This is a genomic window from Camelimonas abortus (genome assembly GCF_042432745.1).
Classification (GTDB): domain Bacteria; phylum Pseudomonadota; class Alphaproteobacteria; order Rhizobiales; family Beijerinckiaceae; genus Camelimonas; species Camelimonas abortus.
The window spans coordinates 382275-408864 of the sequence record NZ_JBHLWR010000004.1 but is presented as its reverse complement, the minus strand read 5'-3'; the positions used below and the strand labels follow the sequence as shown (position 1 = coordinate 408864).

21 protein-coding genes are annotated in these 26590 nt (G+C 71.1%); 10 read left to right on the top strand and 11 right to left on the bottom strand.

The genetic code is table 11. From position 1 onward, the window contains the following. From tsaE to ahcY, 3 genes are all read right to left on the bottom strand, one after another. On the bottom strand, positions 1-1083 hold a 1083-nt coding region (gene tsaE / locus ACFFJB_RS01950), incomplete at its 3' end, for a tRNA (adenosine(37)-N6)-threonylcarbamoyltransferase complex ATPase subunit type 1 TsaE (protein WP_376829117.1). 215 nt (positions 1084-1298) lie between these two features. Beyond that, a complete protein-coding gene (locus tag ACFFJB_RS01945; protein WP_376828615.1) occupies positions 1299-3824 on the bottom strand; it encodes a sensor histidine kinase in 2526 nt (841 codons plus the stop codon). A gap of 226 nt (positions 3825-4050) precedes the next feature. After that, positions 4051-5460: an adenosylhomocysteinase gene (ahcY, locus tag ACFFJB_RS01940; RefSeq protein ID WP_376828613.1), complete on the bottom strand. Its 1410-nt coding sequence runs from the start codon at positions 5458-5460 to the stop codon at positions 4051-4053. A 324-nt stretch (positions 5461-5784) separates the two neighbouring features. Between ahcY and ACFFJB_RS01935 the strand changes: the two genes are divergently transcribed. Beyond that, a complete protein-coding gene (locus ACFFJB_RS01935) occupies positions 5785-6762 on the top strand; it encodes an SMP-30/gluconolactonase/LRE family protein (protein WP_376828611.1) in 978 nt (325 codons plus the stop codon). 107 nt (positions 6763-6869) lie between these two features. On the opposite strand, the gene ACFFJB_RS01930 is transcribed toward ACFFJB_RS01935, so the two are convergent. Then, positions 6870-7595 (bottom strand): type 1 glutamine amidotransferase, encoded by a 726-nt coding sequence (locus tag ACFFJB_RS01930; protein ID WP_376828609.1) that lies wholly within the window; start codon positions 7593-7595, stop codon positions 6870-6872. A gap of 222 nt (positions 7596-7817) precedes the next feature. Next, the gene (locus ACFFJB_RS01925; RefSeq protein ID WP_446680577.1) at positions 7818-8600 is read right to left on the bottom strand and encodes an SDR family NAD(P)-dependent oxidoreductase; all 783 of its coding nucleotides are present in this window, start codon (positions 8598-8600) and stop codon (positions 7818-7820) included. A gap of 708 nt (positions 8601-9308) precedes the next feature. On the opposite strand from ACFFJB_RS01925, the gene ACFFJB_RS01920 reads away from it, so the two are divergent. The 5 genes from ACFFJB_RS01920 (at position 9309) to ACFFJB_RS01900 (ending at position 13948) form a co-directional block, all read left to right on the top strand. Beyond that, the gene (locus tag ACFFJB_RS01920) at positions 9309-10853 is read left to right on the top strand and encodes a YifB family Mg chelatase-like AAA ATPase (RefSeq protein ID WP_376828607.1); all 1545 of its coding nucleotides are present in this window, start codon (positions 9309-9311) and stop codon (positions 10851-10853) included. Between the two features lie 61 nt (positions 10854-10914). Then, positions 10915-11838 (top strand): acid phosphatase, encoded by a 924-nt coding sequence (locus ACFFJB_RS01915; RefSeq protein WP_376828605.1) that lies wholly within the window; start codon positions 10915-10917, stop codon positions 11836-11838. Between the two features lie 152 nt (positions 11839-11990). Further along, on the top strand, positions 11991-12230 hold the full coding sequence (locus ACFFJB_RS01910; RefSeq protein ID WP_376828603.1) for a hypothetical protein: 240 nt from the start codon (positions 11991-11993) through the stop codon (positions 12228-12230). Positions 12231-12450: 220 nt separating this feature from the next. Continuing rightward, on the top strand, positions 12451-13077 hold the full coding sequence (locus ACFFJB_RS01905) for an HAD-IA family hydrolase (protein ID WP_376828601.1): 627 nt from the start codon (positions 12451-12453) through the stop codon (positions 13075-13077). 67 nt (positions 13078-13144) lie between these two features. Beyond that, positions 13145-13948, top strand: a complete 804-nt coding sequence (locus ACFFJB_RS01900) for an HpcH/HpaI aldolase family protein (protein WP_376828599.1) — start codon at positions 13145-13147, stop codon at positions 13946-13948. A 45-nt stretch (positions 13949-13993) separates the two neighbouring features. Here the strand turns inward: ACFFJB_RS01900 and ACFFJB_RS01895 are convergent, their stop codons facing one another. Then, the gene (locus tag ACFFJB_RS01895; protein WP_376828597.1) at positions 13994-14695 is read right to left on the bottom strand and encodes a 4'-phosphopantetheinyl transferase family protein; all 702 of its coding nucleotides are present in this window, start codon (positions 14693-14695) and stop codon (positions 13994-13996) included. Positions 14696-14828: 133 nt separating this feature from the next. Beyond that, positions 14829-16064, bottom strand: coding sequence for an ABC transporter substrate-binding protein (locus ACFFJB_RS01890; protein ID WP_376828595.1), 1236 nt, complete (start codon positions 16062-16064; stop codon positions 14829-14831). A gap of 192 nt (positions 16065-16256) precedes the next feature. Here ACFFJB_RS01890 and ACFFJB_RS01885 point away from each other — a divergent pair, with 192 nt between their 5' ends. Beyond that, on the top strand, positions 16257-16937 hold the full coding sequence (locus tag ACFFJB_RS01885) for an SDR family oxidoreductase (RefSeq protein ID WP_376828593.1): 681 nt from the start codon (positions 16257-16259) through the stop codon (positions 16935-16937). On the opposite strand, the gene ACFFJB_RS01880 is transcribed toward ACFFJB_RS01885, so the two are convergent. From ACFFJB_RS01880 to ACFFJB_RS01870, 3 genes are all read right to left on the bottom strand, one after another. Beyond that, positions 16925-17779 (bottom strand): nitrogen regulation protein NR(II), encoded by an 855-nt coding sequence (locus tag ACFFJB_RS01880; RefSeq protein WP_376828591.1) that lies wholly within the window; start codon positions 17777-17779, stop codon positions 16925-16927. The two genes, ACFFJB_RS01885 and ACFFJB_RS01880, sit on opposite strands and share 13 nt — an antisense overlap. Positions 17780-17880: 101 nt before the next feature. Further along, the gene (locus ACFFJB_RS01875) at positions 17881-18219 is read right to left on the bottom strand and encodes a hypothetical protein (RefSeq protein ID WP_376828589.1); all 339 of its coding nucleotides are present in this window, start codon (positions 18217-18219) and stop codon (positions 17881-17883) included. A gap of 105 nt (positions 18220-18324) precedes the next feature. Next, positions 18325-19557, bottom strand: coding sequence for a Bcr/CflA family efflux MFS transporter (locus ACFFJB_RS01870; protein ID WP_376828588.1), 1233 nt, complete (start codon positions 19555-19557; stop codon positions 18325-18327). 308 nt (positions 19558-19865) lie between these two features. Here ACFFJB_RS01870 and ACFFJB_RS01865 point away from each other — a divergent pair, with 308 nt between their 5' ends. Beyond that, on the top strand, positions 19866-20780 hold the full coding sequence (locus tag ACFFJB_RS01865) for a thioesterase family protein (RefSeq protein ID WP_376828586.1): 915 nt from the start codon (positions 19866-19868) through the stop codon (positions 20778-20780). A gap of 159 nt (positions 20781-20939) precedes the next feature. Here ACFFJB_RS01865 and ACFFJB_RS01860 read toward each other — a convergent pair whose 3' ends face one another. Beyond that, positions 20940-22487, bottom strand: a complete 1548-nt coding sequence (locus ACFFJB_RS01860) for a hypothetical protein (RefSeq protein WP_376829096.1) — start codon at positions 22485-22487, stop codon at positions 20940-20942. A 464-nt stretch (positions 22488-22951) separates the two neighbouring features. Here ACFFJB_RS01860 and ACFFJB_RS01855 point away from each other — a divergent pair, with 464 nt between their 5' ends. Both ACFFJB_RS01855 and ACFFJB_RS01850 read left to right on the top strand, forming a co-directional pair. After that, complete coding sequence (locus ACFFJB_RS01855; protein ID WP_376829094.1) at positions 22952-25738, top strand: pertactin-like passenger domain-containing protein; 2787 nt, start codon at positions 22952-22954, stop codon at positions 25736-25738. A 16-nt stretch (positions 25739-25754) separates the two neighbouring features. Beyond that, entirely contained in the window at positions 25755-26489 is a 735-nt protein-coding gene (locus ACFFJB_RS01850; protein ID WP_376829116.1) for an autotransporter outer membrane beta-barrel domain-containing protein, read from the top strand. Positions 26490-26590: the final 101 nt, after the last annotated feature.

The window sequence follows — 26590 nt, the reverse complement described above, 5'->3', positions numbered from 1 at the left end:
CGATCTGCAGCGCCTCATGTCATAGGGCGGGATGACGTGATCGACGCCGTCGCTCACCGGCAGCGTGTGCGGCAGCTGCACCGAGTGCAGCCGCGCGAGCAGGCGCACCGCCTCCTCATAGCGCGCCGGAATGGGGCCGTTCTCATCGGCCACGCCCTCCGAGCCCAGATCCTCCACCAGCAGCACGCCGGCGTCGAGGTCGCGTCCGAGAATGGCCGGGGCGCTGACCGACAGCGAGCGCAGCCCGTTGGCCATGGCCACGAAGGCGTGCACCGACTCGGCGAGGTGGGCGATGGCGCTGTAGGGCCTGCCGCGGCGGATCGGCGGCCCGTCCGGCTGGCGCGGCGACACCATCAGGATGGCGGTCTGGCCGTTGGGGCGGACCAGCCGCTCATAGGAGCGGCTGGAGGCGTCGCCCTGCAGGAAGGCGCGGCGCGCCGTGTCCCAGCCCGCCTTGCGGAACACGGTGCGGATGGCGCGGGTCATGGCGAGGCGTCCGGCCCAGGCGCCGTGGCCGGTGAGCGCCGCCACGCGCCGGTTCACGTCGCCTTCCGGGTCCAGCAGCAGCTCCACGTCCAGCCGGTCGGCCGGCAGCAGCTCGCCGGCGCGGTCCGGCCACTCCACCAGCACCAGGGCGCTGCGGACCAGCTCCTCCCAGCCCAGCTCGATCAGGTCGTCCGGACCGCCGAGGCGGTACAGGTCGGCGTGGACCACATTGCCGAAGGGCGTGTCGTATTCCTGCACCAGGGTGAAGGTGGGGCTGGGGGCCTCCAGCCCGGGGTCGTCGGCCAGGATGCGCAGCAGCGCCCGCGCCAGGGTCGACTTGCCGGCGCCGAGATCGCCGGACAGGGTGATGAAGTCGCCCTTCTTGAGCGTTTCGGCGAGGATCTGCGCCAGATGCGTCGTCGCCGCCTCGTCAGGCAGGTCGATCTCCCAGGTCACCGGATAGGGCGCGGGCTGGCCGCCGTGCCGCGGCGCCTGGCCGCGCGGCAGGGCGCTGGCGCCGGGGGCGCGGCTGGCGTGACGGACGGTCTCCTGCTGGGGGGGGACGGCGACGTCGGGGCGGATCTGGCTGGTCGACACGGACAATCAGGCTTCCCTGGCTGGCTCCGCGCGGGCGCGACGGAGCGCGGCCGCGAACCGCGGCCGATGCTGGCGACCCGGCGAGAGTAACGTCGCGAAGGTTTCCACTTTCTTCCCGGCCGCGTTCCCGGCCGTCGTCCGCGCGCCGCGGGGCCGCCGGGCCCTGTTTAGACCAACCCGCGGAAAGGTCGAGCAAAAAACGTCCTCCGGCAGGATCAGGCGGCCGGGGCGGGCGTCGCCGGGAAGAAGCAGCTGACGCGCGTGCCCACCCCCTCGCGCGAGGCGATCTCCACCCGGCCGCCGTGCAGCTCCACGAAGGCGCGCACCATTGACAGGCCGAGGCCGACCCCGCGCCGGTGCTGGCCGGCGCCATGGCTCTCGAAACGGTCGAACACCCGGTCGATGAGGCTGGCGGGAATGCCGCGGCCCTCGTCGATGACGTCGAAGCGCACGTAGTCGCCGTCCTCGCTCACCTTCAGCCAGACGTTGCTGCCGCGGTCGGAGAAGCGGATGGCGTTGGAGAGCAGGTTGAACAGCACCTGGCGCAGGCGCTTCACGTCCGCCTCGAACGGGCGGATGTCCGGCGGCGCCTCCACGTGCAGCGTGATGGCGGCCTCGGCGAGGCGGTCCTCCACCCCGCGCGTCGCCGCGGCGATGGTGGCGCTGAGGTCGATGGGCTCGCGCACGAGCTCCAGCTCGCCGTTGTCGATGGAGGCGAGGTCGAGAATGTCGTCGATGATGGCGTTGAGCGCCGTGGACGACTGCATGATGTGGTCGGCGTATTCGCGCTGGCGCTCGTTGAGCGGTCCGCCCATGCCGCTGGCCAGCATCTCCACGAAGCCGATGATGTTGGTGAGCGGCGAGCGCAGCTCGTAGGAGACGTGGTGCACGAAGTCGTCGCGCAGCTGCGAGGCCTTGAGCAGCGCCTCGTTGCGCTCGGTGAGCGCGCGCTCGATGCGCACCGAGTCAGTGACGTCTGTGAAGGTGAGCAGCATGGAGCCGTCCGGCAGCGGGGCCATGTTGCAGTCGATGACGCGGCCGCCGTCGCCGGACGCCGGCAGGTTCTCCATGCGGCAGGCGCCGCCGCGGCGGTCATCATGCATGCCGACGATGGCGCCGCGCAGCATGGCCCAGCTCCCGTCGTCCGGGGGAATGCGGCTGGCGCGGGCCATGACCTCGTCGACATGCGGTCCGGCGGCAACCACCTCGGCCGGCACGCCCCACAGGCTGGCGAAGGCCGGGTTGCTGAGGCGCAGCCGCCCGTCCTGGCCGAACACCGCCACGCCCTCGCGCAGGGTGTCCAGGGTCTCGCCCTGCACGCGCAGCATGCTGTTGTAGCGGGTTTCCAGCAGGTAGCGCTCTGTGACGTCGTCGTAGAGATAGGTGACGCCGCCCTGGGGGTTGGGGTTGACCACGACGCGGATGGTGCGCCCGTCCGGCAGGTGCCAGGCGTGGCTCTGCGGCTCCACCGCGGTGTAGCCGGAGAGCACGTTGGCCTTCCACTGGCGGAAGTCCGCCTCCTCCGGCAGGCGCCGCCAGTTGCGCAGCCGCTCGAGGATGTCGTCGTCGGTGGGGGCGGTGTCGAGCCAGTCCTGGTCCAGCTTCCACAGCAGGCGGTAGGCCGGATTGTGGAAGATCAGCCGCCGCGAGCCGTCGAAAATGGCCACGGCGGTGGGCAGCTGGTCGAGGGTGCGGGCGTGCGCCTCCATCTGGCGGGTGAAGTCGTCGCGCAGCCGCGCCAGTTCGGAGACGTCGGTGGCGATGCCGGCGCTGCCGGAGGCGCCGGGCGTCTCCACCACCTCCATGATGCGCCGGTCGCCGGCGATCACCGCCGGCAGCCGCGCCTGCCAGGGCGCGCCCATGGCCCGCTGGCGGCGCGATTCCGCCAGCGCGGCTTGGTCCAGCAGCTCCAGCCCCTGGCGCACCACGGTCTCCATGTCCGGCGCCTCAACCGCGCGCACATAGGCGGCGTTGGTCCAGACGATGCGGTCGTTGCGGTCGCGCACCCACACGGGCTGGGGGATCTCGTCCAGCATGTCGCGCACCGCCTCCAGCTCGCCGCCGGTGGCGGCCAGCTGGTCCTCGAGCCGGGCGCGGCCCTCGCGCTCGCCGCTGACATCGCGCAGCCGCAGCGTCGGCGCGCCGGCGACGATGCGCCCCTCGGCGGCGATGTAACGCCCGTCCAGCGCCTGCAGCGTCAGCGACAGCGGCGCGCCCGCCGCCCGCAGCCCCTCCACCGCCCGCTCCAGCGCGCGGGCGTCTGCGGGGCGCAGCCACGCGCCGAAGGCCAGCAGCCGCTCCTGCGCGACGTTCTGCGGGAGAAAGCCGCCGCCGGCCTCAACCCGCGGCGCGCCGTCCGGTTCCGGCCAGCTGACCAGCGCCTGCGGCTCGCTGGCCAGGAACACCTCGGCCTGGTCGGCGGCGAGCCGGGCGCGGCGCAGCTCGCGCTCCAGGTCCGCGAGCCGTCCGCGCCAGCGCCGGCGCATGGCGTGATGCATGGCGGCGAGCAGGGCCAGCGACAGGCCGAGGCCGCCGGCCAGCACGGCGAGGCCGGTGCGCGCCGGGTCGGCGATCGCCGGCAGCGCCGTTCCGGCCGCGGCCTGCGCGGCCGCCAGCGGCGCCATGCCGGCGGCCAGCGCCACGGCCATGCCGGCGACGCCGCGCGCCGGCGCGCCGCGGCGCGCGCCGGCGGGGGCCGGCGCGGCGGTCGTCGTGTGGCTGGAGTGGCGCGGGCCGGTCATGTGTCGTCCGTCTCCATCGCCGCCGGCGCGCGGCGTCTCCCGCGCCGCGACGCCCTGGCCGCCGTCATCGCCGCGACGCCCGCGCGGCGGCGCGTCCGCGGCGGCGCATGGGCCGAATCAGCGGCGAGTGTACCTGCGGCGCGCCCCGACAAAAAATCCGGCGGAAGGGATTCCGCCGGAACATGCCGCAACGTCGGGCGGGGGCCGCCGCCCCCGCCGTCAACCGTCAGTAACGGTAATGGTCGGGCTTGTAGGGGCCCGCGACGCTGACGCCGATGTAGGCCGCCTGCTCCGGGGTGAGCTGCGTCAGCTTCACGCCGAGCTTGTCCAGATGCAGGCGGGCCACCTTCTCGTCGAGGTGCTTGGGCAGGGTGTACACCTTCTTCTCATAGGCGCCGGCGCGCGTGAACAGCTCGATCTGCGCCAGCGTCTGGTTGGTGAAGGAGGCGGACATCACGAAGGAGGGGTGGCCGGTGGCGTTGCCCAGGTTCACGAGGCGGCCCTCCGACAGCAGGATGATGCGCTTGCCGTCCGGGAACTCGATTTCGTCCACCTGCGGCTTGATGTTCCGCCACCTGAAGTTGCGCAGGCCGGCCACCTGGATCTCGTTGTCGAAGTGGCCGATGTTGCAGACGATGGCCCGGTCCTTCATCCGCCGCATGTGGTCGACGGTGATGATGTCGCGGTTGCCGGTGGCGGTGACGTAGATGTCGGCGCGCGGCAGCGCCTCCTCGATCGTGGTCACCTCATAGCCTTCCATGGCGGCCTGCAGGGCGCAGATCGGGTCGATCTCGGAGACGATGACGCGCGCGCCGGCCTGGCGCAGCGAGGCGGCCGAGCCCTTGCCCACGTCGCCGAAGCCGGCCACGAACGCCACCTTGCCGGAGAGCATCACGTCCGTGCCGCGGCGGATGCCGTCCACCAGCGATTCGCGGCAGCCGTAGAGGTTGTCGAACTTCGACTTGGTGACGCTGTCGTTGACGTTGATGGCGGGGAACAGCAGCTTCCCCTCCTTCTCCATCTGGTAGAGGCGGTGCACGCCGGTGGTGGTCTCCTCCGAGACGCCGCGGACGTTGCGGGCGATCTCGCCGAACCAGCCCTTCGGCTTCTCCTGCAGCGTGCGCCGGATCAGCGCGAACAGGATCGCCTCCTCCTCCGAGCCCGCCTGGTCAAGGAAGGCGACGTCGCCGCTCTCGGCGCGCACGCCGAGGTGCACGAACAGCGTGGCGTCGCCGCCGTCGTCGAGGATCATGTTCGGCACGCCGCCGTCCGGCCACTCGAACAGCTTGCGGGTGTACTCCCAGTATTCGGCGAGGGTCTCGCCCTTCACCGCGAACACGGAGGTGCCGGCGGCGGCGATGGCGGCGGCGGCGTGGTCCTGGGTGGAGTAGATGTTGCACGAGGCCCAGCGCACTTCCGCGCCCAGCGCCTTCAGGGTCTCGATCAGCACCGCCGTCTGGATGGTCATGTGCAGCGAGCCGGCGATGCGCGCGCCTTTCAGCGGCTGCTGCGGGCCGTACTCGGCGCGGGTGGCCATCAGGCCGGGCATTTCGCTCTCGGCGATTTCGATTTCCTTGCGGCCCCAGTCGGCCAGGGAGATGTCCTTGACGATGTAGTCGTGCGTGGTCCGGGACATGGATATCCTGCTTGCAGAAGTGAGGCGGGGTCCGCTCGCCCTGAAATGGCCGGGGCGAAGCCGCGTAAACCTCGCGCGTGGTGGCGCGTTCCGGCCCCGCGCGCGAAGGCGGCGGGGCGGCGCGGCGCGCCGGCGTCGTCCGCTGCTTAGCATTCCGGTCGCGCCGGCGCAATAAACATATAAAGAATTCTTTATGTCCGTATTCCGCGGGCGGCGGGCGCGCGCCGCAGGCGCGTCAATGCCGGCCGGTCATGGCGGCAATGTCCTGGCGGCTGCTGACCGGAACGGCGATTTCAGCCAGTGTTGCGCAGGACCGCGCCCCGGATGCTGCGCGACGCGCCGGGCGCAGACGGCGACAGGGAGGAGAAGTCCGTGAGCAAGGCAGAGCTGGAACTCGTTGCGGAAGGCCTGGAGTTTCCCGAAGGTCCGGTGGCGATGTCCGACGGGTCGGTGATCCTGGTGGAGATCCGCCGCAAGACGCTGACCCGGGTGAAGCCCGACGGCCGGGTTGAGGTGATCGCCGAGCTGGGCGGCGGCCCCAACGGCGCGGCCATCGGCCCGGACGGCGCCGTCTACGTCACCAACAACGGCGGTTTCAACTGGGTGACGCGGCCGGACGGCACGCTGGCCCCGCACGGCGTTCCGGCCGACTATCCGGGCGGCAGCATCCAGCGCGTGGACCTGAAGACAGGCAAGGTGACCACCCTCTACACCGAGGGCGGCGGCCGGGCGCTGCGCGGCCCCAACGACCTGGTGTTCGACGCCGCGGGCGGCTTCTGGTTCACCGACCTCGGCAAGGCCGACGACGAGCGCATGGACATCGGCCATCTCTATTACGCGAAGCCGGACGGCTCGATGATCGTGAAGGCGCGCAGCGGCCTGATGACGCCCAACGGCGTCGGCCTCTCGCCGGACGGCCGGACGGTGTGGGTGGCCGAGACCCGCACCTCGCGGGTGTGGGGCTTCAGCATCACCGGCCCCGGGCAGATCGGCGGCTCCACCGACCGTTTCGCCGCCCAGCACCGGGTGCTGGGGCCGCTGCCGGGCTACCAGTTGCTGGACAGCCTGGCGGTGGAGGCGGACGGGCGCGTGTGCGTGGCCACCATCGCCAACGGCGGGATCACAGTGTTCAACCCGCAGGACGGCAGTTTCGGGCATGTGGCCGTGCCGGACGCCATCACCACCAATATCTGCTTCGGCGGCCCTGACATGCGCGACGCCTGGATCACCGCCTCATCCACCGGCAGGCTTTACAGGCGCCGCTGGCCGCGGCCGGGCCTGAAGCTCCATTTCAACGCCTGACAGCCGGGGCCGCCGCGCGCCCCGTCTCCGGCGGGGCGGGAGCGCGGCGGCGCGTTTCAGGGCCGCCGGCGGCCTGCGCCATCGCCGCCGGGCGACGGCGGCGCGCGTCATTTCCGGCGCAGCGCCTCGCGGAAAAACCGCGCGAAGGCGGCGGCCACCACGTCATTGTCGAGCGGGCCTTCCTCCAGCGAGGCGAGGGCGGCGCGCTGCGCCTGCGCCGGAATGTCCGGATCCGCGCCGTCCCGGAGGATCAGCCGCACCGTCTCCGGACGAAATTCCGGGTGGAACTGCACCGACATCTGCGGGAAGTCGCGGTAGCGCAGTCCCCCGCAAGGCGAACGCTCCGAGCCCAGCAGCACCTCCGCTCCCTGCGGCGGGCGCATCACCTGGTCCTGGTGGAACGACAGCACGTGCAGGCTGTCGCGGCCGCCGAACAGCGGCCGCGCCGAAGGGGCGACCCGGTGGCCCATGCGGCCGATGTTCCAGCCGCCCGGATATTTCCGCACCTCGCCGCCATGCGCCGCCGCCATGATCTGGTGGCCGAAACAGATCCCGGCCACCGGCGCGCCCACGGCCGCCGCCGCCCGCAAAAAGGCGATGACGTCGCGCATCCACGGCAGGTCCTCATAGACGCCGTGACGCGAGCCGGTGAGGATGAAGGCGTCATGGTCGCCAGGCGCCGGCAGCGGCTCGCCGGCCACGATGAGGCTGGAGGTGAACCGCGCTTCCGGCAGGGCCGGCTTCAGCCAGGCGACGAACAGGTCGCGAAACCGCTGGCCGCGCGCCTCGGCCTCCGGCTCCACCTCGTCCAGTTCAAGAATGTGCAGGCGCATGACGCGGCGCTCCCTGGAACATGTCGGGCCGCGGACCATGCGCCGGGCGGGCGGCGCGTGCAAGGACTCACAGTGAACAAAATTTATGCAAAGGAAAATTGCGACCGCATCTCCGCCGCTGTCCTGGCCGCCGGCGGCGACAGACGGGCCGGGCGGCGACCTCCCGAAACGCAAAAGGCCGGCGTCGCCGCCGGCCTTCGCGAACGGTGATGGAGCCGCGGATCAGCGCGGAGCCATGCGGATGGCGCCGTCGAGACGCACGTCCTCGCCGTTGAAGTAGCTGTTGGTGATCATGGTGAGGGCGAGGTGCGCGTACTCCTCCGGGTTGCCGAGGCGGCGGGGGAACGGCACCTGGGCGGCGAGGGCCGCCTTGACGTTGTCCGGAGCGCCCTGCAGCAGCGGCGTGTTGAAGATGCCCGGCAGGATGGTGTTGATGCGGATGCCCTCGCCGGCGAGGTCGCGGGCGATCGGCAGGGTCATGCCGACGACGCCGGCCTTGGAGGCGGAGTAGGCGGCCTGGCCCATCTGGCCGTCTTCGGCCGCGACCGAAGCGGTGTTCACGATGGCGCCGCGCTCGCCGTCAGCCAGCGGCTCCAGCGACAGCATGCCCTTCGCCGACTTGGCGATGCAGCGGAAGGTGCCGACCAGGTTGATCTGGATGATGCGGTTGAAGGCGTCGACCGGGAAGTGGGCCAGCTCGCCGGTCTTCTTGTCGCGGAAGGCGGTCTTGATGGCGTTGCCGGTGCCGGCGCAGTTCACCAGGATGCGCTCCTGGCCGTTGGCGGCGCGGGCCTTCTCGAACGCCGCGTCAACCTGCTCCTCGGAGGTCACGTCGACCTTGCAGAACACGCCGCCGAGCTCCTTTGCAAGGGCCTCGCCCTTCTCCTCGTTCAGGTCGAACAGGGCGACCTTGACGCCATGGGCGGCCAGCGCGCGGGCGGTCGCGGCGCCGAGACCGGAGGCGCCGCCAGTGATGACTGCGGAGACGGATGAATCGAGCTTCAAGGCTAGTACCTCCCAATCGGTGGAACAGCGCATGCGGCTGGCCACACAGGATTTCCGGCCTGGCCGGCGACGCCGCCAGACCCCACAACGTTTTGCGACCGGACGGCGCGTCCGGCCGGACCGCGCGACGCTCGCCGCCGCGCCGTCCCGGCCGGAGCGGCGACTCCGCCGGACCGAAACTGGCCACTAGCCCTAATGCCGCGCCCTGGGTTTGGTCAAGCGTTTGACCAACACGGGACGGACGCCTTTTGACGCAACAACCGCAATCAACAGCGCGCCTGTCGGGCATTACCGGCGCCCCGGACGCGTTTTACTGGTTTTTGACACGGGCCGGCGCCGGAACGGCGCGCCTGCGCCGCCGCGCGCCCGCGAGCGGGCGCTGGAGGACCAGACGCCGGAGGCCGGCGGTCATGCGCGGCCGGTCTGGCGACCTGCGCCGGTGAAATTATATGATAATTGCTGCAGGTTGTATCTGGTTTTACTTGCACAAAACTGTTTGGAATATTTAATGACATCTGTAGATTGTTTCCGTCTGCTCCGGCGCGGGGCGCAGGCGGGGCTCCGTCGCGCCGGCGGCCGGCCCGGCGACGCAGGGGCCGGGAACGGGCTGGCGCGGACCGGCGCGGGGGGGGTCGGAGACGGGGCCACGGGCGGGGGCGGAGGGGCGGGGAAAGGAAAAGGCCGGGGGAAGGAACCGGGGGAAGGGAAATGGTCACGCAGGTCGCCACCGTCGCTTTCTCGGGCATTGAGGCCCGTCCGGTCGACGTCCAGGTGCAGCTGGCCAGCGGCGTGGTGGCCTTCGCCATCGTCGGCCTTGGCGACAAGGCCGTGGCCGAGTCGCGCGAGCGGGTGCGTTCGGCCCTGTTCGCCGCCGGTCTCGCCCTGCCCGCGAAGCGCATCACCGTCAATCTCGCTCCCGCCGACCTGCCCAAGGAAGGCTCGCATTACGACCTGCCCATCGCGCTCGGCGTTATGGTCGCCATCGGCGCGCTGCCCTCGGACGCGCTCGACGGCTACACCGTGCTGGGCGAGCTTGGGCTGGACGGCTCCATCCGCTCCGTCGCCGGGGTGCTGCCGGCGGCGATCGCCGCGGCGGCGCGCGGCCACGGCCTGATCTGTCCCGCTTCCTGTGGCGCCGAGGCCGCCTGGGCCGGCGAGGAGCTGGAGATTCTCGCGCCGGACTCGCTGCTGCGGCTCGTCACCCATTTCCAGGGCGCGCAGCCGCTGGCGCGCCCTGTCGCAAGGGTGCGCGCCGGCGAGGGGCCGCTGCCGGACCTCGCCGACGTGCGCGGTCAGGCGCTGGGGCGGCGCGCGCTGGAGGTGGCGGCGGCCGGCGGCCACAACCTGCTGATGAACGGCCCGCCCGGCGCCGGCAAGTCGATGCTGGCGCAGCGCCTGCCGTCGCTGCTGCCGCCGCTGCGCCCGCGCGAGCTGCTGGAGATCTCCATGATCCATTCCGTCGCCGGCCTGCTGGAGGCCGGCGCGCTCACCGACCGGCGGCCGTTCCGCGCGCCGCATCACTCCGCCTCCATGGCCGCTCTGGTCGGCGGCGGCGTCTCCGCCCGGCCCGGGGAGGCGTCCCTTGCCCATAACGGCGTGCTGTTTCTCGACGAGCTGCCGGAATTCAGCGTGCAGGCGCTGGACAGCCTGCGCCAGCCGCTGGAAAGCGGCGAGGTAATGGTGGCCCGCGCCAACCACCGCGTCACCTATCCGGCGCGCTTCCAGCTGGTGGCGGCCATGAACCCGTGCCGCTGCGGCCGCGGAACCGAGCCCGGCTACGCCTGCCGGCGCGGGCCCAACGAGCGGTGCATGGCCCAGTATCAGGCGCGCCTGTCCGGTCCGCTGCTGGACCGCATCGACCTGGTCATCGAAACGCCGGCGGTGCGGGCGGTGGACCTGATGCCGGCGCCGGGCGCGCCGCCGGGCGAAAGTTCCGCCGCGGTGCGCGCGCGGGTGCTGGCCGCCCGCGAGCGCCAGCAGCGGCGCTACGCCCGCCACGGCGCGCCGGACATGCTGAACGCCGCCTGTCCGCCGGCCTTGCTGCACGAGACGGCGGCGCCGGACGGCGAGGGCATGGCCCTGCTGCAGGCGGCGGCGGACTCAATGCGCCTGTCGGCGCGCGGCTGGCACCGGACGCTGCGCGTGGCCCGCACCATCGCCGACCTGGCCGGCGAGGAGCGCGTGCGCCGCCCCCACGTGGCGGAGGCCCTGGGTTTCCGCATGGTCATTGGCAGATCGTCCCGGGCAGCGTGATACTGTCTGCTTCGCTGGCGGCCGGCGCGCGCCGCCCGCAACGAGCCGGGAGGAAACAATCATGAAAAACCAGCCCATCACCCTCGCGGGGGCGCTCCGCCTCGCCGTCGCCGCCGCCCTGATGTCAGGAGCCGTGATGTCCGGCGCCGCGACGCCGGGCGCGCTCGCGCGTGAACCGGGGGCGGGCGGCGCGCCGCAGGCGGCCGACGCGTCCGCGCCGCCGCCCACGGACCCGGCGGCGCTGAAGGAGCTGCGCCCCGGCGTGCTGCCCGGCTACCTGCCGCGCGAGCAGCTGGTTGATTCGCTGGCGCTGCTGGCGCCGCCGCCTTCGCCAGGCTCGCCCCAGGCGGTGGCCGACGAGGCGGTCCGCGCCGCCGCCAGCCGGCTGCGCGACACGCCGCGCGGCAGGCTGGCCGCCCGCGACGCCGACTATCGCTCGCCCGCCGTGGTGGAGGCGTTCTCCTGCGCGCTGGGCGTGAAGATCAGCCGGAGCGCCACGCCGCACCTCAACATGCTGCTGCGGCGCACGCTGACCGACGCCGGCGCGGCCACGCTGAAGGCCAAGCAGGCCTATTTCCGCCAGCGGCCCTTCGTGGTCTCGCCTGACCACGCCACCTGCTATCCGGCGGACGAGGAGCACCTGCGCAAGGACGGCTCCTATCCCTCCGGCCACGCCGCCTTTGGCTGGACCTGGGCGCTCGTGCTCGCCGCGGCGGCGCCGGAGAAGGCCAACGCCATCCTCCGGCGCGGCTACGAATTCGGCCAGAGCCGGGTGATCTGCAACTATCACTGGCAGAGCGACGTCGACGCCGGGCGCCTCATCGGCGCGGCGGTGGCCGCGCAGCTGCAGTCCAGCCCCGTGTTCCGGGCGCAGCTGGCGGAGGCGGCCAGGGAGATCCGTGCGGCGCAGGCCTCCGGCGCCGATGCGCCGGACTGCAGCGTCGAACAGGCGGCGGCCGCCATGACCACCGCCGGCGTGAAATAGCCGGCCGCCGGCAGGGGCGCTGCGCCGCAGACAGAGGCGCGCATGTTGGGGGCGCGCGCCCGCCCCTGCGCCAATTCGCGTTGCGCAGCGCCGTAACGGACTTTACCTTCGCCGCTGTGAAGCCGCCCACAGCGGCGGGGCGAGGGAGTGACATGACCACCAGCAACGGGCTGCTGCCCGCCATCATCCGCATTGCGGCGCTCGCCGGCGTTTGCGCCGCGCTCGGCGCCTGCCAGTCCACCCAGAGCCGGCAGCAGGAGCTGGCGCGCATCTGCGCCGATCCGGCCACCATGCGGCCGGACAGCTTCTATTTCGCCGAGTGCGTGGCCTACAGGAATCCCACCCCGGCCCAGCGCAGCCAGATCTATTACCGCACGGCGCCCGAGGGCTGAGGCGCCGCCACGACGGCGCCCGCGCGGGACGCCGGGCGCGATGCGGGTCCACACCCATTCACCGGACGGCGTGAGCCGCGGCCGGCGGCGCAGTCTCGCCTTGCGTCTCCGGCGTCGTCATGCGGCTCATCGCACGTCGCCATCACAGGCGCCGGCGGCGCAGGCCGCGGCGGGCGCGACAGACCGGGTCCGGCCCGGAGATACGGCGGAGGAAACAGGCGTGATTGAGGCAGTTATCTGGGACTTTGGCGGCGTCATCTCGTCCAGCCCGTTTGAGGCGTTCAACCGTTACGAGGCCGAGCGCGGCCTGCCGAAGGACTTCCTGCGTACGGTCAACGCCACCAACCATCTCGACAACGCCTGGGCGAAGTTCGAGCGCAACGAGATCGATCTCGACGCCTTCGACCGCATGTTCGCCGAGGAGAGCCGGGCGCTGGGCCATGAGGTGCCGGGCCGCGACATGATCGACCTGCTGGGCGGCGACCTGCGCCCGGAGATGGTGGAGGCGCTGCGCCGCATCTCCGCCCGCCTGAAAACCGGCTGCATCACCAACAACGTCATCGCCGCCGCCTCGGACAACCCCAGGTCCATCTACAAGGCCGAGGTGATGGCGCTGTTCCACGAGGTGATCGAGAGCGCGAAGATCGGCATGCGCAAGCCCGATCCGCGCATCTACGCCCTGATGACCGGGCGTCTTGGAGTCGATCCCGCCCGCTGCGTCTATCTCGACGATCTTGGCGTCAACCTGAAGCCGGCGCGCGAGATGGGCATGACCACCATCAAGGTGATCGACCCGGCCGCGGCGCTGGACGAGCTGGAGCGCGCCGTCGGCTTCGCGCTGCGGTGACGGGCCCCGGGGCCGCGCCGCGTCCGCCGGTCGCCGCCGGGCGGGCGTCTTCGTGAGGGAGCGGGACATGTCGGTGTATGAGCAGTTCGCGGCGCGGCTGGCCGGCGGCGCGCCGGTGTTCTCCGCCTGGATCGGCATGGGCGGGTCGCAGGTGGCCAGCGTTCTGGCGCGTTCGGCGTTCGACGCGGCGACCTTCGACATGCAGCACGGCGTCGTTGACTTCGCCGCCGTGGTCCGGGGAACGCAGCTGTCGCTGGCGGCCGGCAAGCCGCCGGTTGCGCGCGTTCCGGTCGGCGCGTGCGCCACCGCCGCGCGCCTGCTCGACGCCGGCGTCGCCGCCATCATCGCCCCCATGGTGAACAGCGCCGGCGACGCCCGCCAGTTCGTCAGCTTCTGCAAGTTTCCGTCCGTGGGCGGCCGCAGCTGGGGGCCGGGCGAATCGCGCGTCGCCAGCGGGCTCGACAGCGCCGGCTACCTCGCCCGCGCCAACAGCCTGCTCAAGCTGTTCGTCATGGTGGAGACGCGCGAGGCGCTGGCGGCGCTGGACGAGATTCTCGCCGTGGATGGCGTCGACGGCGTGTTCGTCGGGCCGGCCGATCTCTCCATCGCCCTGTCCGGCGGCGCGCGGGTGGACCCGGCCGGCGTGGAGGTCGACGCGGCCCTTGCCCAGGTGGTCGCCCGCTGCCGCGCCGCCGGCAAGACGCCGTGCGTCTATGCGGTGACCGCGCGCCGCGCCCGCGCGCTCGCCGAAATGGGCTTCGTCTTCATCGCGGTTTCCAGCGACGGCGCCCTGCTGCGGGCGGCGGCGGACGCCGCCGCGGCCGAAGCGCGCGGCGAGACCGCCGGCCCGGCCGCAGGCGGCTACGGCTGAGCGCGGCGCGCGCCGTCGCGCCCAGCCGCGCCCCGGCCGGCGGCCTTACGCCTGTTCCGGCCAGCGCCGGATGGCCACGCGCGCGTCCGGCGCAGGAGCGGCCACGGCGCCGGGCGCGTCCTCCGCCGCGTCGAAATGGACGATGCGCCAGCGCGCCGGCGCAAGCGCATCGCCGCGGAAGCGCAGCAGGCGCGGCGCCTCGCCTGGCGCCAGCGTCACGTCGAAGGTCTCCGGCGGCAGGCTGAAGCCGCGGCCCAGCGCCTTCAGCACCGCCTCCCGGCGCGTCCAGCAGCGATAGAAGCCCTGCAGCCGCTGCGCCGGCGGCAGGCGCGCCAGCGCTGCCTGTTCCGCCGCGGAGAAAAACTGCGCCGCCACCTCCGGCTCCACCGGGCGGATCTCCTCCACGTCCACCCCCACAGGGCCGCGCCGGCTGACGGCGAGCGCGCCGTGCGCCTGCGCATGGCTGAGGCTGAAATGCAGCCCGGCCGGCGCCGCCAGCTCCGGCCGGCCCCAGGGACTGACGGCGAAGGCCAGCGCCTCCGGCGCGACGCCGGCGGCGCGGGCGAGGATCTGGCGTTTCGCCGCATGGGCCGCCACATGCCGGCGCCGGTCCTCCGGCCGGCGCAGCCGCGCGGCGCGCGCCTGCTCGTCCGGCGAGAGCAAGGCGGCCAGCCGCGCCTCCTCCTCCGGCGGAGCCGGGAGGCTGAACAGCCAGACCACGATGTCGGCGTCCGGGGCGGCGGGCATGGGCGTTTTTCCCGTCAGTTGCGCCGTCCCTGTTTACACCGGCGCGCCGGGCGCCGGCCATGCGCCGGGGGCGCCCGGCGCGCGTCGCCCGATGCGCGGCGCGGCCGGGACCGCGCCTGCGCCCCGCGCCGGATCAGCCCTCGCCGGCGCCTTCGATGATGTCGCCGAAGCGCTCCCATGTCTTGCCGTTGAAGCGCATCAGCTGCACCTGGCGGATGGGGAAGTAGTTGGTCGGACTGGTGTTGATGCGGATGCCCGGCAGGAGGGTCGGCATCTCGAGGTCCTTCAGGCTGGTGGCCTGGCGCATGATGTTCTCGCGCGAGAGGTCATCGCCGCACTGGCGCAGCACCTGCATCAGCACTTCCGCGACGAGATAGGCGTACTGGTTGTAGCCCTCCAGCGCGTTGCCCTCCGGGAAGTACGTCTTCATGAAGGCGAGGTAGTCGAGGATGCCCCTGTCGCTGGCCCATTCCGGATCGGCGGCGTCCTTCATGTAGCCGCAGGAAATGACGCCGGTCGAACGGTCGATGCCCGCCGGCGCCAGCACGCCCTGGATGGAGGCGGCGCCGCTGGCCATGAAATGCACGGGCCGCCACTGCAGCTCATGCACCTTGCGGATGCTCTGGGCGACGAACTTGGCGGTCGTGCCGGAAATCAGCACGTCCGCGCCCGAGGCGCGCAGCGCCACCAGCTGCGAATCCACGGTCGGATCCGTCACTTCATGGGGAATGGCCTTCACGCGCCGCTCGAACGCGTCCTTCAGGATGTCGCGCACGCCGGCGACGTAATCCTTCCCGAGGTCGTCGTTCTGGTACAGGATGGCGAAAGTGGCGTCGGGGTTCCGCCCCAGGGCGTATTTCGTGTAGACCTGCGCCTCGATGCGGGCGTTGGGGGCGAAGCCCATGGTCCAGGGGTGGGTCCTGTAATCGCCCCACTTGTAGCCGTTCACCGCCAGGAAAAGGTGCGGCACCTTCTTCTGGTTGATGTATTTCACCACCGCCGAATTGGGCGCCGTGCCCAGCATGTTGAACAGGAAGGCGACGCGGTCGTTCTCGATCAGCCGGCGCACCTGCTCCACCGTCTTGGGCGGGCTGAAGCCGTCGTCATAGATGATGTAGCGGATCTTGCGCCCGGCGACGCCGCCGCGCTCGTTGATCATGCGGAAATAGGCGGCCTGACAGCGCGCCTGCACCCCCAGCGCCGACACCGGCCCGCTGAGCGAGGTGGTGGTTCCGATCAGGATTTCGCTGTCAGTGACGCCGGTCGTGTCCCGGCCCAGCGCGACGCCGGGCATGAGGCCCGTGATGGCTGGCGCGCCCGCCGTCGCGGCGAGCGCGGCGAACATCTGGCGTCTGGTTATCGTTGTCACGGCGTTTCGCTCCCGAATACATGTGTTGTTGCGTTTATTTTTTGTTTGGGATCGCGATGTTTCCATGCGCCGTCGCCGTGAGACAACGCCGTTGGCGGCAGGACGCGCAGGGCTGTCATGCGTTTTTCGCAGGTCGCGCCCCGCGCGGCGCGCGGGCGGCGTCACGTCCGGCGCGGGAGGGGAGGCTGGAGCATGCGCAAGGCGATTGTCACCGGCGGGTCGGGAATGATTGGCGCGGCGATCTGCGCCGCCCTCGCCGAGGCAGGCTGGGAGGTCGCCAGTTTCGACCTGCAGGACGGCGGCGTCGATGAGGCCCGCTATGTCTGCTGCGACGTTTCCGACGAGGACTCCGTCGCCGACGCCTTCGCCAGCCTCGGCTGGAAGGGGCTGGACCTGCTGGTGAACAACGCCGGCGTGGCCGCGCCGGTCACCGGCCCCGTCGCCGAGCTGTCGCTGGCGGGCTGGCGGCGCATCGTCGACAGCCATCTCACCGGCGCCTTCCTGATGACCCGCGCCGCCGCGCCGCTGCTGCGCGAGGGCTCCTGCATCATCAACATGGCCTCCACCCGGGCCTTCATGTCCGAGCCGTTCACCGAGGCCTACGCCGCGGCCAAGGGCGGCGTGGTGGCGCTCACCCACGCCCTGGCCGTCAGCCTCGGGCCGCGGGTGCGGGTCAACGCCATCGCCCCGGGGTGGATCTCGGATTCCCCTGATCTCGCCGAGGAGGACCATGAACAGCATCCGGCCGGTCGCGTCGGCCGGCCCGAGGACGTGGCCGAAGCGGTGCTGTTTCTCGCCGGGGCGGGCTTCATCACCGGCGAAACCCTGATCCTCGACGGCGGCATGAACCGCCGCATGATCTATCGCGACTGACCGCCTCCGGCGGCGACCGCCGGTCCGGCGCGCCCGCCGCCTGCGCCGGCCACGCCGGCTTGCGGCGCGTCTCTCCCGCAGGCCGGCGCCGCCTCCGGGACGCCGGCCTGCGCCGGCAGCGCCAGCGTCAGGGCGACGCCTCCGTCCTCTCCGGCGGCGGCCGCCAGCCGCGCGCCGTGCCGGCTGGCGAAGGCGAACAGCTCCGCCAGCGCGCCGGTCGCGCCCGCGCCGGCGAGCAGCGCCAGCGTCGCCTCCAGGAAGCTCCGGCCCGCCGCCGCGTCGCCGGCGGCCGGGCCGACGCGCACCTGCGCCAGCGCCTCCCCCTCCGCGCCGGTCATGACCAGCCCGATCGCCAGCGGCGCGCCCGCGCCGGCCGCGGCGGCCAGCCGGCACAGCGCGCCCGCCGCCTCGCCCGCGTCGGCCGGGTCGGCGATGACGCGCGCCGGCCCGGCCGGCGCGGCGAGGGCCAGCCCGTGGCGCCGCGCCGCGGCGCTGACCACAGGCGCAAGGTCGAGGACGACGCGGCGCGGCGCCAGCCGGCGGCCCAGCGCCTGGATGCGGCGCGTTTCTTCGGCGGCGCGGCTGGTGGAGGCCTCCAGCGCCTGCAGGTAGCGCGCGCGGCGCGCCTCCGGCAGCGCCGGATGGCGCAGCAGCTCCACCGTGCCCTGCAGCACGGCCAGCAGGTTGTTGTAGACGTGGGCGGCCTCGCGCACCGCATGGCCGAGGGCTTCGGGGCTTTCGTCCCGGGCGCGGCGCGCGTCGTCGTCGGCCTGGGCGGCGGCCAGCGCCGCGTTGACCTGCTCCGCCAGCGCCTGCAGCTCCGCCTTCCGTTCCCGCTCCATGCAGCTCCTCCTCCGCGGCGGGCTGGATCCGGTTCGCTGCGTCCCGCGCGGCCGCGCCATTGTGACGGCCCCGGCCGTGAGGGCAAGCGCCCGCGTCCGGCTCAGTCGTCCAGATGCAGGTTATGCAGGAGCCGGTGCGCCAGCGGCGCCAGGATCAGGCCGGCGGTGGCGACGAAGAACAGGTTGGCGTAAAGCGCGAACAGCGCCGTGAAGATGCGGCCGCCGCGGCTGGCCGGCGCCTCGGTGAGGCCCAGCCCCGCCAGAACCTGCAGGGCCGACAGAACCGCGTTCTCCACGTCATGCCCCTCGACCAGGGCGAAGCCCGCCGCTCCGGCGAGCACCGAAAGGGCGAGCAGGACAAGGGTCAGCAACAGGTGAACCGTCATGCGCCAGGCGAACCGTGGCGCGGAAAGAAGAGGCTCGGACCTCCGCTCGTACATGGGCGCCTCCCGGACCGGATCGCGCCCCCGCCACCCGTCCGGCGCGGCGCGTCCGCCATTCTGCGCCCGGTCAGGTTAACGCAGGCGTAACGCCGCGCCGCCCGCTCAGCGCGCGCCGCTGCGCGCCAGCGTCACGAACAGCGCCAGCGCGCCCGCGCCGCCGGCCAGCTGCAGCAGCGCCAGCACCGGCGCCGGCGCCAGCGGCAGCGCCGCCGCCACGCCGGTGGCGGCCGCGGCGGTGGCCATCTGCAGGAAGCCCAGCAGCGCCGCCGCCGCGCCCGCCCGGTCGCCGAACGGCCGCAGCGCGATGGCCGAACCCAGCGGATTGGCCATGCCCATGCCCAGCAGGAACACCGCCAGCGGCGGCGCATAGGTCCACAGCTCGCCGGTGCGGTAGAAGGCCAGCATCAGCACCCCGCCGGCGGCCACCAGAATGGCCCCGCCCGTGGCCGGACGCAGCGGCCCGTAGCGGTGGGCCAGACGCGGCGCCAGCAGGCCGGCGCCGAACACGATGAACACCGTGACCGCCGAGAACAGCCCGTAGCCCACCGGCGTCATGCCCACCTCGCTCATCAGGATGATGGGGGCGGCTGCGAACGTGCCGTACAGCCCGCCGATGATCATGCTCACCGCCAGCGCCGGCAGGATGAAGCGCCCGTCCGCCGCAAGCCCCGCATAGGTGCGCGCCACGCCTGCGAGGGAAAACGGCCGCCGCGCCGGCGGGGGCAGCGTCTCGCCCAGAACCGCGGCGTGAAACAGCAGCAGCGCCGCCGCCGCCGCGCTGACGATGACGAACAGGATGCGCCAGTCCAGCCAGGTGGCGGCCACGCCGCCCACCAGCGGCGAAAACCCCGGCGCCGCGGCCATGGCCACCATGATCATGGACATGGCCTTCGCCAGCATGTCGCCGTCAAACAGGTCACGGGCGATGGCGCGGGCCAGCACCGAGGCCACGCACGCCCCCGCCGCCTGCAGCACGCGCCCGGCGACCAGGGTGGCGAGATCGCCCGCAAGGCCGCAGACCAGCGATCCGGCCAGAAACACGCACAGCCCGGCCGCCACCGGCTTCTGCCGGCCATAACGGTCGGCGAGGGGGCCGGCGATCAGCTGGCCGAAGGCGAACACCAGGAAGAAGCTCGACAGCGTGACTCCCAGCGCCCGTTGCGGCGTTCCCAGCGAGGCGGCGATGGCCGGAAAGGCCGGCAGCAGGATGTTGGTGCAGAGAATGCCGATGGCGGCGAGGCCGGCGAGCAGCGCCACGAGGCCTGGCGTGAGCTCTCTTTCCGGCTGTCTCTCCCTGACCTCGGCGGCTGTGCGGCCGGCGTCGGAACTGGCCATGGAATTCCTCCCGGGCGCGTCGCGCGGGCGGGGCGGCGCGGCGCGTTTTGCATTACGTATGTCATTGTATGGCGACGATACGCCGCCGGCGCGTCTGGTCAACAGCGCCTGCGGGCAGCAGGTAGCGGCCGGGAGCCGGGCGCGCAACGACGGCGGGCGCAGGGCGGGGGCGCCGGAAATGACGGCGCCGGGACCGGCGGGCGGGGGCGCCGTCCGGGCGTACTTGACACGCGCCGGGCGCGGCTGAATGAACGCGCGCAGGTAAAACGCCAGTTACAGTCATCCGCCTGGCGGGAAAAGCGGAAAAAATGCATAAGTCATATTTTATAACAGAGGGCGAACGTTACGTTCCGACCAGCATCAGCCGCGGATACTGGGTGGACGACACCGTCACCGGGGCGGCCACCGCCAGTCTTCTCGCGGCCTGTCTGGAGCAGGCCTGGGGCGGGCCGGACTATGTCGCGACCCGTTTCAGCATCGACATGCTGGGCCTGGTGCCGGCGCGGCCGCTGAAGGTGGAGCTGCGCCTGCTGAAGGACGGCCGGCGCCTGAAGCTGGGCGAGGCCAGCATCACCGGCGACGATGGCCAGCTGCTGGCGCGGGCCACGTGCCAGTTCGCGCTGCGCACGCAAAATCCCGAAAACGCCACCTGGCAGGCGCCGGGCTGGAGCGCGCCGTCCCCGGAGCAGATGGGGCCGCACCTGAGTTTCGGCTCCTGGGACCTGCTGCCGCTGCCGCCGCAGTACAACCGGATCCGCAAGGAGGGGTTTCATGCGCCGCGCGTGGCTCCCGGCAACGCGCCGGTGCTGGGGCCGCTGTGCCCGGTGGAGGCGCGCCAGGCGTGGTTCCGGCCCAACAACCGGGCGGTGGCGGACATGCCGCTGACGCCGTTCCTGCGGGCGGCGATGGTCGCGGATTTCGTCAGCCCCGTGGCGAACAGCAGCGAATACGGCATCGACTTCATCAACACCGACTTCACGCTGTATCTCTGCCGCGAGCCGGCGGGCGAGTGGATCGGCCTGGAAATGGTGAGCCACCATGCGCGCGACGGCATCGCCATCGGCGAGTGCTGGCTGCATGACGTGGCCGGCCCGCTGGGCTCGGTGAACCTGTCGGCGCTGGCGCAGCTGCGGAAGCGGACCGGCCCGGTTCCGCGTGATCCGGAGCCGGACGCCGCCGCCGTTGCGGCGCGCCGCAGTGACGCGGCGCTGGAGACGGCGTGACGCGCGGTCCGGGCGGCCGTTAACGCGGACGCCCGGATGTTGTCCGGAAAGAACGCGCGTCGCGGGGCTGGCCGCGCCGCCGTGACGGACGGTTGCGGCCCGCCGCGCCGGGACCGCGCAGCAGGGCCATTTCCGGAAGGCGCTGTCTTTCTCTCCGGTTTAGCCGGCGCCAGGCTTCCTGGTGTGGGGCGCCACGGTGTCGATGGCGTAGGTCCGGGCGAGACTGTAGGGCTGCGGCGCGCTGCTGTTCTTCGAGAGCACCTTGTACTGGACGACGACCTTGCCCAGTTCGTTGTTGGGGCCCGTGTCGTATCCGGCGAACGTCGTGTAGTCGATGGGCGCCGACACATTGTCGGTGTTGTTGAGGGCCGAGAACAGCACGTCTGCGGTGATGGTGTCCCGCTTTTCGGCCCCCTGGCGGTAGCCGTCGATGAGGATGATGAACTGGACGCCGGTCGCGTCCGGCCACAGTTGCTGGATCTGTGCAGGCGTGACCGGCGCGTAGACGGGCGTGGCGTCCTGCATGGTGTTGCTCGTGATGATGTATTCGATCGTCCCGAGGCTGGGCGCGGGCAGGCTGCCGTCCGGCATGGGGTTGGCCGCCGGGACAAAGGTCACTTCCAGCAGGGATGGCGGCGACATGGCCACGTTTCCGACTGCGTCCACGGTGACCATGTAGACAGCCAGCGGGCCCTGGAGCCCCTGGTTGTTGAAATCCAGCGGGAGCTGGCCGCCCATGACCTTGGTGATGGCGGTCTTGGCGGGCGTGGGGTTCACGCTGACGATCGTCATGTCCGTAATGTCGGCGACCGCCGGATTGGAGAGATCCTTCTGGATGACGCAGTACGAGATGGCCGCGTCAATCGCTGTGACGCCATAAAGGACAATGGGGATGGTGTCGCCAAGGGTGATCTGGATCACCGGCGCCGGAAGGCCGGGCGGGGGAACGCGCGAGTCGGTCAGGAGGGTATTGACGACCAGAAGGGTGGCGGCGATCGCCGGCGCGCCCGAGGCCCCAGACCCGTCGGCGTTCCTGCCGCGCTCGTAATAAATGTTGGCTCCTGACGGCGGCGGCGGGGCGCCCGCGCCCACCGCGACCACGATGGCGTAATCCGCCCCGTCCGACGCCGGGCCCGTATACGGCGGCAAGGTGACGAAGACGTGCGGCTGGTTATTGGAGACGATGGTTTCCACCACATTGTCAGTGACGCCTGCGACCGAGTAGACCAGCCCGGGGAGATACGGCGGGGTCGGCACGGTGAAGTGAAGCACCGTGGTTTCGCTGGGGACGGTGCGGGGCACGGTGAAGCTGAAGCTGTCATTCCTGTCGCTGGCGTCGATGATGGCCATCGGCGGGGTAGGGGTCAGCTTGAACGTGCCGTCATTGGTGACCAGCTGCGCGCCCTGCGTAATGCTCGCAGTGATCTTGGTTGTTTTTTGCGCGCCGCTGTTGATGAGATACAGCGTCATGTGGTCGGGCGGCGTGGCGCTCCCGCCAATATAACAGTAAATGTCGAATGTCGCCGATGTGCTGGTGGTTTCCGCGGGCGGAAAACGCAGGGGCGCATAGCCGCCAAGCCGGTTGGCCGGATCAATTTCGATGAAATCTGGAACCGGGTCTGTCTTCGGGTCAGCTGATGAATAGACAAACACCAGTTTGCTAAATCCATTTCGTGAATAGAGATTGAGCGTAAGCGACGTCGTCATATACCTGCTCCGCTGAGGGAAATTTTCAGGGCATTACTTTAACGCAGGGCGACGGGCGCGTATAACCGGAACGCAGGTCAGCCGATCTTCATTGCGTCCGCGCGCAGGGCCGCGCGGGCGCCCGCAGGTACGCAGCGCGTTTCCCGTAAATCCATCCCCGTGCATGCCGGGCCCGTGTGCGCCCGCGCGTTCCTGTTGCTGTCCGGCGCGTGGTTCCGCCGGGGCAGGTCTGGTCGCCTGTAAGTCATGTCGCGGGTGTGGCTTCACAGCCACAATATTCGCAAATAAAAATCAGACGTCGTTAATAATATTTATACAAATCAGGCCCGAAATAATAAATATGACTTGGAGATTCCGGGTGATCATCCATGGATGGCGGGCGGCCAACAGGCGCCATCATGAAAAGCAGGAGATGTCGTATGCGCCGGTACGTCGGTTACGAACGTCTGCCTATGAAAAGTCTGGTGGCTGCGTTGCTGACCCTTGGCGGCGGCGCGGCGGCGATGGCGGCGGTCGGGGATCCTGACGTGACGATCTACACGTCGGTTGATTCGACCGTGCTGCCCACCACTTCGGTCAACGGCAATTCCGAGATCATCGTGGTCGTGACGCCGACCGGGACAGTCAACACCAACATCGAAGCCTACGAGTCGGGCCTGCTTGGTCCGGGCACCGCGACGCTGCCGTATCACATCACCAATCAGGGCGTCATACGGTTCAAGGGCATCACCATCGTCAACGCGGCCGCCGTTGAGATCCAGCGGACCGACGATCCGCGGATCGGCGGCGTCTTCATCAATGAAAACCTGATGGAGTCAGACTACTTCAACGGGCTGCACGTCGGCGTGTCGCAGTACGCCACGGTTCACAACACGACGACCGGCGTAATGAAAGGGACGCTGGGGGCGGTCTTCTGCACGGCGGCCTGCGTCAAGGTCATCAATGAAGGCCAGATGACCGCCTCGGGAACAATCGAAGGCTACCCCACGACCAATCCGATCTTCGTCGGCGGAATGGGCGTCATTTATACGGGCGCCAGCGATACGACGCCGAACAACTATACGACGCTGATAGGGACCCATATCATAAACTCGGGCACTGTCACCGCAACGGGCGTCTCCTCCGACGGAGAGCTGGGCAACGCCATCCTGTTTGACGCCACGGCTTTCGTGGCCCAGGACGACAGTCCGGTCAGCATCCTCGAGAACAAGGCCGGAGCCACGATCACGGCGCGGGGCGCCGGAGTCCTGATGGCGCCGGGGTTGCGCGTCAACGGAACAGGACGCTATCAGATCATCAATGAGGCGAACGCCGCCATCTCCGGCCAGGATGGCGTGCAGGTGGCGCGGCAGACGCTGTCGATGACGCTGTCGAACGCCGGCGCCGTCACCGGGACCACCGTGGGAGCGGGCGTGCGCATCGCGCCGGCCGTGCGCACCGACGTGACGATCGACAACCAGGCGGGCGGCACGATCTCTGGCGGCAGCGGCGTTCTCATCTCCCAGATCGCGACGCTGAACGTCGCCGCCACCATCACCAACGCCGGCTCCATCACTGGGTCGGCCGGCCCAGGCATCGACTCCACCAACGGCCTGCTGTCGGTGACCAACGAACAGGGCGGCGTCATCACCGGCCCGTCCGGGGGCATCAATGACGCGTGGGTCGGCGATATTTCCCTGCAGCCTGGCCAGCCGGGGGTCGGCCTCATCAGCAACGCCGGCAGCATCACCGGCGTCGATGGTCCCGGCGTGCGGCTGGTCTGGAGCCAGCCGGACTTCACCTCGTTCCGGAACGCGATCTCCAACGAAGCCAGCGGTGAGATCTCCGGCTCCACCGGCGTCTATGTGGAGGCCCGCCGCGTCGACCTCACGAACGCCGGCGCGATCACCGGAAACGCCGCCGAGGGCGTCGTCTACAAATCCACGGACAAGGTTTCCGTGACCAATTCGGGCACGATCCAGGGCGTGGGCGGCATGCTCGTGGACACGGTGGACACGATTTATGTCAAGAACTCCGGCGTCATCGACGGCCAGGGCCAGCTGGCCGTCAACTTCAGCAACGTCACTAACAGCACGCTTGAGCTTACCACCGGCTCCAGCCTGAATGGCGACGCCCAGGCCAGCGGCGCGGCCAACACGGTCCTGCTCACCGGCTCAGGGTCGGAGGACTCCGCCTTCAGCGGATTCACCACCCTGTCGGTCAACGCCACGGAATGGACGCTGTCCGGAACCAGCACGTTCACTGGCCCCAGCGACATCACCGCCGGCGTTTTGCGGATCAGCGGCTCTGTCGCCTCTGCGACCATGGACATCAGGCCCCAGGGCGTGCTCACCGGAACGGGAACCCTCGCCGCGGACGTGACCAACGCCGGCGTCATCAAGCCAGGGGCTCTGGAAAGCGGCTCCAGCGACTTCGGCGCATTCACCATCGTCGGCAACTACGTGGGCTCCGGCGGCGTTCTGCGGTTGAACACGAGTCTGGGCGACGACAGCTCGCCCACCGACCGGCTGGTGCTCTCCGGCGGTAACGCCAGCGGCGTGACCCAAGTGGCCGTCACCAATGTCGGCGGCGCGGGCGCCCCGACGGTCACGGGCATCCGGGTCATCGAGACACGGGACGGCGCGACCACGGCGCCGGACGCGTTCACCCTCAGCGGCCAGCTGCGCGCCGGTATCTACTCCTATCGCCTGGTGCGCGGCGGCACGAGCGCGGATGGCGTCGCGAACGACTGGTATCTGGCGAGCACGATGATCGGGCCAACGCCGCCGTCGCCTCCTCCTCCGCCACCGCCTCCGCCTCCGCCGCCTCCACCGCCTCCGCCGCCCGGTCCTCCCGGACCGCCGCCGCCGCCATCGCCGGAGCCGCCGTCGCCTCAGCCGCCGTCGCCTCCCGGACCGCCGTCGCCGCCGTCGCCGCAGCCGGTTTCGGGCCTGCCGTGGCCTGTGGTCCCGATCCCGCCGGCCAGCGAATATCCTGGCGGGCCGGTGCTGGAGCCTGACGTCGCCACATACTCCGGCCTGCTGCCGCTCACCCGGCAGATGGGGCGGACCATCCTCGGCACGCTTAACGACCGCCTGGGCGACACGGGCTCCATCGTCGGCGCCGGCCTTGAAGCCGGTGTTGACGAGGCTCCCTGGAGCGCGCAGGGCGCGGCCTGGGGGCGGCTGTTCGGCAAGCGTTTCGAGAACCACTACCGCTCCGGCGCCGACCCGCGCGCGCGGCCGGTCCGGCGGTCTCCAGGCGGGCCTTGACCTCTACCGCGGCGGCGTGTTCGGCGCCGGCGACTTCAACAACATCGGCGTCTATGTCGCCTCCGGCCGCCTGTGGGCCGACGCGAGCGGTCTGGTGTCGAACCGCACGCTCACTGCGTACAACCTCCAGCGGACCGGCAAGGTGGAGCTGACCACCATGGCCGGCGGCGCTTACTGGACGCACTATTCGCCCTGGGGCGGCTATCTCGACGCGGTCGTGCAGCTCGGCCGGCACAGGACGGAAGCCGCCTCGGAGGCAGGTCGTCTCAAGGTCGACGCCAGCGACGTCATCGCGTCGCTGGAGGCAGGATATCCGGTGGGGATCGCGGCCGTTCCCGGCCTGGTGATCGAGCCGCAGGCGCAGGTCCTGTGGCAGCGGATCGTGTTCTCGAACGGTTATGACCGCTACTCGAACATCGATCCCGGCGTGTCCGTCGGCGCCAGCGGCCGGATCGGCGTGCGCGGCCGGTGGCGTTTCACCGACATGATGGGACACGTCTACCAAGCCTATCTGCGGGTGAACCTGTGGCAGGATAGCGGCGGTCGCGCCATGCTCGCCTATAACCACATGCATTTTGCCCCGCTGGAAGACCGCTCGCGCCGCATCGAGATCAGCGCCGGCGCCACCGCCCGCCTCAGCGACAGCCTGGCGCTGTACGGCCATGTCTCCTGGGAGAAGGACATATGGACCCGTCATCACCAGGGGCGCCGCAGCATCGGTGGGGCGGTCGGCCTGAGTTACACTTGGTGACGCCGTCTGCGGGCGCGCCTGGCGCGGCGCGTCCGGGGAGGCGCCGTTCCGGTCTTGCAGCGACGGGCCGCTCCCGGCGGCCCGCGCCGGTGAGGTGCCGC

Bases quoted from the DNA above. Each gene is read 5' to 3' on its own strand.
- ACFFJB_RS01900 (WP_376828599.1), top strand. From the start codon at position 13,145: ATGTCGGTGTATGAGCAGTTCGCGGCGCGGCTGGCCGGCGGCGCGCCG.
- ACFFJB_RS01935 (WP_376828611.1), top strand. From the start codon at position 5,785: ATGCTGCGCGACGCGCCGGGCGCAGACGGCGACAGGGAGGAGAAGTCC.
- ACFFJB_RS01875 (WP_376828589.1), bottom strand. From the start codon at position 18,219: ATGTACGAGCGGAGGTCCGAGCCTCTTCTTTCCGCGCCACGGTTCGCC.
- ahcY (WP_376828613.1), bottom strand. From the start codon at position 5,460: ATGTCCCGGACCACGCACGACTACATCGTCAAGGACATCTCCCTGGCC.
- ACFFJB_RS01870 (WP_376828588.1), bottom strand. From the start codon at position 19,557: ATGGCCAGTTCCGACGCCGGCCGCACAGCCGCCGAGGTCAGGGAGAGA.
- ACFFJB_RS01860 (WP_376829096.1), bottom strand. From the start codon at position 22,487: ATGACGACGTCGCTTACGCTCAATCTCTATTCACGAAATGGATTTAGC.
- ACFFJB_RS01945 (WP_376828615.1), bottom strand. From the start codon at position 3,824: ATGACCGGCCCGCGCCACTCCAGCCACACGACGACCGCCGCGCCGGCC.
- ACFFJB_RS01880 (WP_376828591.1), bottom strand. From the start codon at position 17,779: ATGGAGCGGGAACGGAAGGCGGAGCTGCAGGCGCTGGCGGAGCAGGTC.
- ACFFJB_RS01885 (WP_376828593.1), top strand. From the start codon at position 16,257: ATGCGCAAGGCGATTGTCACCGGCGGGTCGGGAATGATTGGCGCGGCG.
- ACFFJB_RS01910 (WP_376828603.1), top strand. From the start codon at position 11,991: ATGACCACCAGCAACGGGCTGCTGCCCGCCATCATCCGCATTGCGGCG.
- ACFFJB_RS01915 (WP_376828605.1), top strand. From the start codon at position 10,915: ATGAAAAACCAGCCCATCACCCTCGCGGGGGCGCTCCGCCTCGCCGTC.
- ACFFJB_RS01865 (WP_376828586.1), top strand. From the start codon at position 19,866: ATGCATAAGTCATATTTTATAACAGAGGGCGAACGTTACGTTCCGACC.
- ACFFJB_RS01895 (WP_376828597.1), bottom strand. From the start codon at position 14,695: ATGCCCGCCGCCCCGGACGCCGACATCGTGGTCTGGCTGTTCAGCCTC.
- ACFFJB_RS01920 (WP_376828607.1), top strand. From the start codon at position 9,309: ATGGTCACGCAGGTCGCCACCGTCGCTTTCTCGGGCATTGAGGCCCGT.
- ACFFJB_RS01930 (WP_376828609.1), bottom strand. From the start codon at position 7,595: ATGCGCCTGCACATTCTTGAACTGGACGAGGTGGAGCCGGAGGCCGAG.